The organism is Paraburkholderia sp. Ac-20347, assembly GCF_017104805.1.
Classification (GTDB): domain Bacteria; phylum Pseudomonadota; class Gammaproteobacteria; order Burkholderiales; family Burkholderiaceae; genus Paraburkholderia; species Paraburkholderia tropica.
This window is the reverse complement of the sequence record NZ_JAAGPN010000393.1, coordinates 1-5,590: the sequence shown is the minus strand read 5'-3', so window position 1 is coordinate 5,590 and position 5,590 is coordinate 1. Positions and strand designations below refer to the sequence as shown.

Sequence of the window (5,590 nt, the reverse complement as noted above, 5' to 3'; positions counted from 1 at the left end):
GTGCCGCCCCGCACCGCAGGCGAGATCGAGCACCGTGCCGCCGGGCGCGACCAGATGCGCCCAGCGGCGCACCCAGGGCGACGGCTCGCCGAGCCCGTGCATGCCCGTCGCAACGGGCGTGGACCCGGAGATGAACGTCATCGCGCGCCTTAGCTGTACGAGAGACCCATCGCCTCGCGCACGTCGCGCATCGTTTCCGTGGCGTACTTGCGCGCGCGATCGCAGCCGTCGGCGACGATGGCGCGCAGCAGCGACGGATCGTCCATGTACTTCTGCGCGCGCTCGAGCATCGGCTGCTGCTCGCGCAGAATGCCTTCGATCACCGGCTGCTTGCACTCCAGACAGCCGATGCCCGCCGAACGGCAGCCCTTCTCCACCCACTCGTGCGTCGTTTCGTCCGTGTAGACCTGATGCAGCTGCCACACCGGGCACTTGTCCGGATCGCCCGGATCGGTGCGGCGCACGCGCGCCGGGTCGGTCGGCATGGTGCGCACCTTCTTTTCGATCGACTGGGCGTCTTCGCGCAGCGCGATGGTGTTGCCGTACGACTTCGACATCTTCTGGCCGTCGAGGCCCGGCATGCGCGACGCCTCGGTCAGCAGCACCTGCGGCTCCGGCAGGATGATCTTGCGCGAGCCTTCGAGATAGCCGAACAGACGTTCGCGGTCGTTCATCGAGAGGCTCTGCGACTCGGACAGCATCGCGCGCGCCTGTTCGAGCGCCTCTTCGTTGCCCTCCTGCTGATAGGCGTTGCGCAGCTCGTGATAGAGCTTCGAGCGCTTGCCGCCGAGCTTCTTCGCGGCCTCGTTGGCCTTCTCTTCGAAACCCGGCTCGCGGCCGTACATGTAGTTGAAGCGGCGCGCCATTTCGCGCGCCATCTCGACGTGCGGCACCTGATCTTCGCCGACCGGCACGAGCGAGGCGCGGTACAGCAGGATGTCGGCGGCCATCAGCACCGGATAGCCGAGAAAACCGTAGGTACCGAGATCCTTGTCGCGCAGCTTCTCGATCTGTTCCTTGTAGGTCGGCACGCGTTCGAGCCAGCTAAGCGGCGTGCTCATGCCGAGCAGCAGCGCCAGTTCGGCGTGCTCGGGCACACGGCTCTGGATGAACAGCGTGGCCTGATTCGGATCGATGCCCGACGCGAGCCAGTCGATCAGCACGTCCCAGACGTTTTTCTCGATGACATCCGGCGTCTCGTAGTGCGTGGTGAGCGCGTGCCAGTCGACCACGCAGAAAAAACACGGGTACTCGGACTGAAGCCGGACCCAGTTTTTCAGCACGCCGTGGTAGTGGCCGAGGTGCAGCGACCCGGTGGGCCGCATGCCGGAGAAAATACGGTCTGGGAACATGATGTTATGTAATGAGCGATACGAGGGGACTGAGGATGAAGTTCAAGGCCGTCTGACCGACTTGAAACAACGGGTACATCCAGAAACGCGAAAAGATGCCGGTCACCAGCAGCGCCATGACGATGAAGAAACCATACGGTTCAATCCGCATCAGCGCAATGCTCGCGCGCGGCGGCAGCAGCGCGGCCAGCACGCGCCCGCCGTCGAACGGCGGCAAGGGGAAGAAGTTGAGCACGCAGAGCACGATATTCACGGTCATGCCGGCGCGCGCCATCAGCAGGAAAAACGGCTCGTCGACGCCCGCCGCGCTCAGCGCGATGAGGAAGACGCCCCACAGGATCGCCTGCACGAAATTGCAGAGCGGGCCCGCTGCCGAGACCAACAGGCTGCCCCAGCGCGGATTGCGCAAATTGCCGAATGAGATCGGCACCGGCTTGGCGTAGCCGAACACGAAGGCGCCGCTCGTCAGCACATACAGGATGAGCGGCATCGCGATCGTGCCGACCGGATCGATGTGGCGCATCGGGTTGAGCGAGACGCGCCCGAGGACGTAGGCCGTGTTGTCGCCGAGCAGGCGCGCGACGTAGCCGTGAGCGGCTTCGTGCAGCGTGATCGCGAAAATGACGGGCAAGGCGTAGACGGCGAGCGTCTGAATGATCGTGGCTTCCATGGCGGCGTATTGTAACAACGCGCTAGTGGTGCGCCGCGGTGCGCGCGGCCGCATACGCATCGAATGGCAAGAATGCGCGTTTCGTCGATCCCATCGACGCCGCCGCCCTCGCCCCCTCCAACCTCACGCTTGCTCTTCCAGCCCGAACGGCGCGAGCGAACCGCGCCCCGCGCGCACGAGCACCGGCTCCGCGCCGGTCAGATCGATGATGCTCGACGGCTCCCACGGACACGCTCCGCCGTCGATCACCAGATCGAGCTGCTTTTCGAGCCGTTCGCGGATCTCGTCGGGGTCGTTGAGCGGTTCGGTGTCGGGCGGCAGGATCAGCGTCGAGGCGAGCAGCGGCTCGCCCAGTTCTTCGAGGATCGCGAGCGGAATCGGATGCCCCGGCACGCGCAGGCCAATCGTCTTGCGCGACGGATGCGAGAGCCGCCGCGGCACCTCTTTGGTCGCTTCGAGCACGAACACGTACGGCCCCGGCGTTACCGATTTGATCAGCCGGTACTGCCGGTTGTCCACCATTGCAAAATTCGCCAGCTCGGACAGATCGCGCACCATCAGCGAGAGCAGCGCCTTTTCGTCGAGATGACGGATGCGGCGCAGGCGCTCGGCCGCGTGTTTGTCGTCGATGCGGGCGGCGAGCGCATAGCTCGAATCGGTGGGCAGCGCGATCACGCCGCCATCGCGGATGATCTGCACGGCCTGTTTGACGAGGCGCGGCTGCGGATTCTCAGGGTGAAGCCGAAAAAACTGTGACATGGCAGTAATCAGCTGACGAATTCAGAACGGACGGAACAGTCGGAAAAGCAGTCGCGAGGCGCGAAGCCGACGGGCGCGGCGCACGCCCTATCGTAAAGCGTAGCGAACGGATGAAGCGGACGTCGCGCAGCGGTGCAAGGTGCAGGCCGCGCGGCGGGAACGGAAGCGTTGGGCCACGCGGCGCGCGCGGCTTACAGCCATCGCTCCCAGACGGGCTTGAGGTCGGAAGGAAGCGGCGGCAGCGTGCCGGGCTCGATGGCGTCCGGACCCTTGGCGTGGAAGTCGGAGCCGCGCGAGGCCTCGAAGCCGAAACGGCGCGCCACGGCGGCATACTCGCCGTACTGGTCGGGCGTATGGCTGCCCGTGACGACTTCGATGGCCTTGCCGCCGAAATCGATGAATTCGCCGAAGAACGTGTCGAATTCGAGCGGCGTGTAGTTGTAGCGGCCCGGGTGCGCGACGACGGCCTCGCCGCCCGCGCCCTTGATCCACGAAACGGCATCGGCGAGCTTCGCCCAGCGATGCGCCACATAACCCGGCTTGCCGTCGCCCAGCCAGCGCGAAAACGCGTCCTGGGTGTTCTGCGCGCGGCCGGATTCGACGAGAAAGCGCGCGAAGTGCGTGCGCGAGATCAGGTCGGGATTGGAGACGTACTGGAGCGCGCCCGCGTAGGCGTCGGGAATGCCGAGTTCTTCGAGGCGTTCGCCGATGGCTTCAGCGCGTGCCGCGCGGCCGTCACGCGTGCGGGCGAGGCCCTCGACGAGCGCCGGAGCGGTCGGATCGACGTTCAGACCGACGATATGCACCGTGCGCGACGCCCACGTGACCGAAATCTCGACGCCCGAGAGATAACGCATGCCGAGCGATTCGGCGGCTTCGCGCGCCTCGCGCTGGCCGCCCAGCTCGTCGTGATCGGTGAGCGCCCACAGCGTCACGCCGCCCGCCTTCGCCAGCTGCGCGACGGCAGCCGGGGCCATCTGGCCGTCGGAAACAGTGGAGTGACAGTGGAGATCGGCGTTCATTGCGGGCGTCTGGAAAATGAAGCCTTATTTTACTGCAACGCGGCGAAGCCGTCCGGGGCCGCTCCGGCCGCGTCCGGCGAGCGTTCGGCCCACATTCGGCGGGCGTTCAAGCCGCGCAGAAGGCCTCGATGAGGCGCGCGATGGCCTCCGGCTGATCGTGATGAACCATATGACCCGCGTCGTCGATAAAGCGCTCGCGCCAGTCGGGAAACGCCTCGAAACGGCGCTTGAATTCGCCGATCGGCACCTTGCCCGCGATACGCGCGAGCGTTTCCGAATCGGTGGCCTCGACGTGCAGCACCTTGGCGCGTACCTGCGCCCAGATCGCCATGATTTCCTCGAGCCGGTAGAGCACGGGATTGACCATCTTGTGCGCCGGATCGCCGAGCAGCATGTAGCCCTCGCCCTGCGCGCCGCTCACCGGCTTTGACCAGTGCTGCGCGAGAAAACGCGCCCGTGCGGGCAGCAGGCGCGGATTCGTCTTCGTGAGGCGCGCCGCCACGTCGTCGAGCGTCTTGTAGGGACGCAGTTGCGGCGGCGAGCGCATTTCTTCGAGCCAGTCGCGCAAACGGCCGGGCGCCTGCGCGGGCGTCGTGGCGGGCATGCCGAAGCCTTCGAGATCGACCACGCGCCGCACGCGTTCGGGCCGCACGCCCGCATACAGACAGACGACATTCGCGCCGAGGCTGTGCCCGACGAGGTTCACCTCGCCTTCGGGCGCGTAGTGATCGAGCAGCGCGTCGAGATCGGCAATGTAGTCGTGGAACCAGTAGTTGCCGGTGCCGCGCTGCGCCACCGGCCAGTCCGACAGGCCGAAGCCGCGCATGTCCGGCGCGATCACCTGCCAGTCGCCGCCCAGCGCATCGACGACGAACTGGAACGAGGCGGCCACATCCATCCAGCCGTGCAGCATGAAGAGCGTGGGCGCGTCCTCGGCGCCCCAGCGGCGCACATGCAGACGGATGCCGTTCACGTCGATGAATTCGGATCGGGAAAGATTCATTGCGCTCGCGCAAAAAAACGAATGGTCGTTCGATTATATCGACAGGTTCTGACAGATGGGCAGCGCGCGATTATTTTTCGGCGTCGGCGCCGCCGTCCTGGGCTTTCAGCGTTTCGAGTTCGGTGTCGTCGAAACCCGCCGACCGGCGCGCCTCGAAGTTGAACGGCCCGCGCATTTTCGGCGCGTGATACTGCGCGGCGAGTTCGAGCCACGCCGCATGCGGATCGAGACCGCGCTGCGCGCACAGATGGCGAAACCAGTGATTGCCGATGCGCACGTGCCCCACTTCGTCATGCAGGATGATGTCGAGGATCGCGGCGGATTCATCGTCGCCGGCCTGTTTCAGACGCGCGCGGATCGGCGGCGAGGCGTCGAGCCCGCGCGCCTCCAGCACGCGCGGCACCAGCGCCATGCGCGCGAGCACATCGCCGCTGGTGCGCTCGCACATTTCCCAGAGGCCGTTGTGCGCCGGGAAGTCGCCGTAGACGTGGCCGTAGTCCGCCAGCCGCTTGACCAGCAGCGAGAAGTGATACGCCTCTTCCGCCGCGACCTTGAGCCAGTCGGCGTAGAAGTCCGCGGGCATGTCCGGAAAGCGCCAGACCGCGTCGAGCGCCAGATTGATCGCGTTGAACTCGATGTGCGCGAGCGCATGCAGCAGCACCACGCGCCCTTGCGGCGTGCTCATGCTGCGGCGCTGGAGGCTGCGCGGCTCGACCAGATCGGGGCACGCCGGACGGCCCGGCAGGTCGGCGGGCGCGCTCAGTGCCTCGTCGGCCTGCCAGTG

General features: G+C 66.3%; 6 protein-coding genes and 1 pseudogene. All 7 read right to left on the bottom strand.

The window, feature by feature from the left end:
* Positions 1–102 (bottom strand): annotated as a pseudogene (locus G3N97_RS39825) (SAM-dependent methyltransferase); the annotation flags it as partial.
* A gap of 47 nt (positions 103–149) precedes the next feature.
* The gene (locus G3N97_RS36105; protein ID WP_205997593.1) at positions 150–1,352 is read right to left on the bottom strand and encodes a tryptophan--tRNA ligase; all 1,203 of its coding nucleotides are present in this window, start codon (positions 1,350–1,352) and stop codon (positions 150–152) included.
* 4 nt (positions 1,353–1,356) lie between these two features.
* Positions 1,357–2,022: a site-2 protease family protein gene (locus tag G3N97_RS36100; RefSeq protein WP_205997592.1), complete on the bottom strand. Its 666-nt coding sequence runs from the start codon at positions 2,020–2,022 to the stop codon at positions 1,357–1,359.
* Positions 2,023–2,145: 123 nt separating this feature from the next.
* Positions 2,146–2,781, bottom strand: a complete 636-nt coding sequence (locus G3N97_RS36095) for an L-threonylcarbamoyladenylate synthase (RefSeq protein WP_205997591.1) — start codon at positions 2,779–2,781, stop codon at positions 2,146–2,148.
* 191 nt (positions 2,782–2,972) lie between these two features.
* Complete coding sequence (locus tag G3N97_RS36090) at positions 2,973–3,803, bottom strand: 3',5'-nucleoside bisphosphate phosphatase (RefSeq protein ID WP_205997590.1); 831 nt, start codon at positions 3,801–3,803, stop codon at positions 2,973–2,975.
* 106 nt (positions 3,804–3,909) lie between these two features.
* A complete protein-coding gene (locus G3N97_RS36085) occupies positions 3,910–4,806 on the bottom strand; it encodes an alpha/beta hydrolase (RefSeq protein ID WP_205997589.1) in 897 nt (298 codons plus the stop codon).
* 70 nt (positions 4,807–4,876) lie between these two features.
* Positions 4,877–5,590, bottom strand: a 714-nt coding sequence (locus tag G3N97_RS36080) for a ferritin-like domain-containing protein (protein WP_205997588.1), incomplete at its 5' end; no start/stop codon positions are given.